This is a genomic window from Succinivibrio sp. (assembly GCF_045124615.1).
Classification (GTDB): Bacteria; Pseudomonadota; Gammaproteobacteria; order Enterobacterales; family Succinivibrionaceae; genus Succinivibrio; species Succinivibrio faecicola.
This window is the reverse complement of record NZ_JBGVMC010000168.1, coordinates 1-1,151: the sequence shown is the minus strand read 5'-3', so window position 1 is coordinate 1,151 and position 1,151 is coordinate 1. Positions and strand designations below refer to the sequence as shown.

Here is a 1,151-nt window from a genome sequence, read left to right as displayed (position 1 = left end):
GAATTGCCCGAGTATTATCAACAATTTGCAGGCCTTTGTAAAGACTAAAAGTAAAAAAAATTCATCTTTTTTATACATTTCAGCATAAATAAGCTATTCGTTACAAATAACAAACATAAAAGATTTTCAACTTAACAAAATACAATTAAATGTATGTTCTAACGGATATTTTCTTCTATATTAAAAGTAGTTATGGCATTATTTTCAAGAAGTTATTATGACTGTTAGAAAAACATCAAAACGTGACAAAGAGAATAGACCTACTGAAATAATAAACAGTGCACTAAAACTGTTTGAGAAAAAGGGATTTGAATCAACCACTTTTTCAGATATTGCAAAAGACTGCAATATTGCAAGAAGTACAATTTATCTGTATTTCACAGATAAAAACGATCTTCTTGAAAAAGCAATGATCGCCAGAATTTCAGAGGAAACAAACACTTTTTTTGAAGGCAAGATAAAAAAGGGTAACTCAAAGATAGAACTTTTGCAGAATGTTTTAGAAAAAGTTTTTTTAACTGTTGACCATGAAAGAGATGATCCATTTTATGTTCTCATAACAAACCTTGCCTGCAAAAATAAAAAAGTTGCTCAGATTATGAGAAAACAGATTATAGAAAAGATTCTAGGAACCTGGCATACACTTTGTAAAGAGGCTAACTTTACAGAGGAAGAAGAGAAAATCTATGCTTATCTGATTTTTTCTCTTCACTTAACCTCACAGTTTTTGAACGTCATATTCAAAAATGATTCTCCTTTTATTCAGCTACCTGAATTTTTAAGGCTCTCAAGAGAGCAATTAAATAAGGATCTGCATATAAAAAATGACACATAAAAAACAAAAATTAATAATTATCTTTATTGCAGGATTTATCGTATGCATAGCTAGTCTTGTGTATTTTTCACGCAATGGTGAGGATATGTACACAGCACACGGTTATGTCGACCTCAAAGCCAGTGCTTTATCCTTTGAAAGAGCAGGAAAAATCGATTCTATAAACGTTATAGAAGGTCAGAAAGTAAATAAAGGCGATATTCTTGCTGTATTAAACAGCGATGAGCTATCCCATCAGCTTGAAATAACAAAGGCAAAATGTAAAGCAGTCAGTGCCAAACTATCTTTATATGAAAGAGGTTATCGTAAAGAGGAA

2 protein-coding genes are annotated in these 1,151 nt (G+C 31.0%); both read left to right on the top strand.

Features of this window, described 5'->3' with window-relative positions:
• Positions 1-217 precede the first annotated feature (217 nt).
• The gene (locus ACJML3_RS04445; protein WP_406020964.1) at positions 218-835 is read left to right on the top strand and encodes a TetR/AcrR family transcriptional regulator; all 618 of its coding nucleotides are present in this window, start codon (positions 218-220) and stop codon (positions 833-835) included.
• Between the two features lie 85 nt (positions 836-920).
• Positions 921-1,151, top strand: a 231-nt coding sequence (locus ACJML3_RS04440) for a biotin/lipoyl-binding protein (protein WP_406020962.1), incomplete at its 3' end; no start/stop codon positions are given.

Excerpts from the sequence above, each read along its gene's own strand:
- ACJML3_RS04445 (WP_406020964.1), top strand. The coding sequence starts at position 218 with ATGACTGTTAGAAAAACATCAAAACGTGACAAAGAGAATAGACCTACT.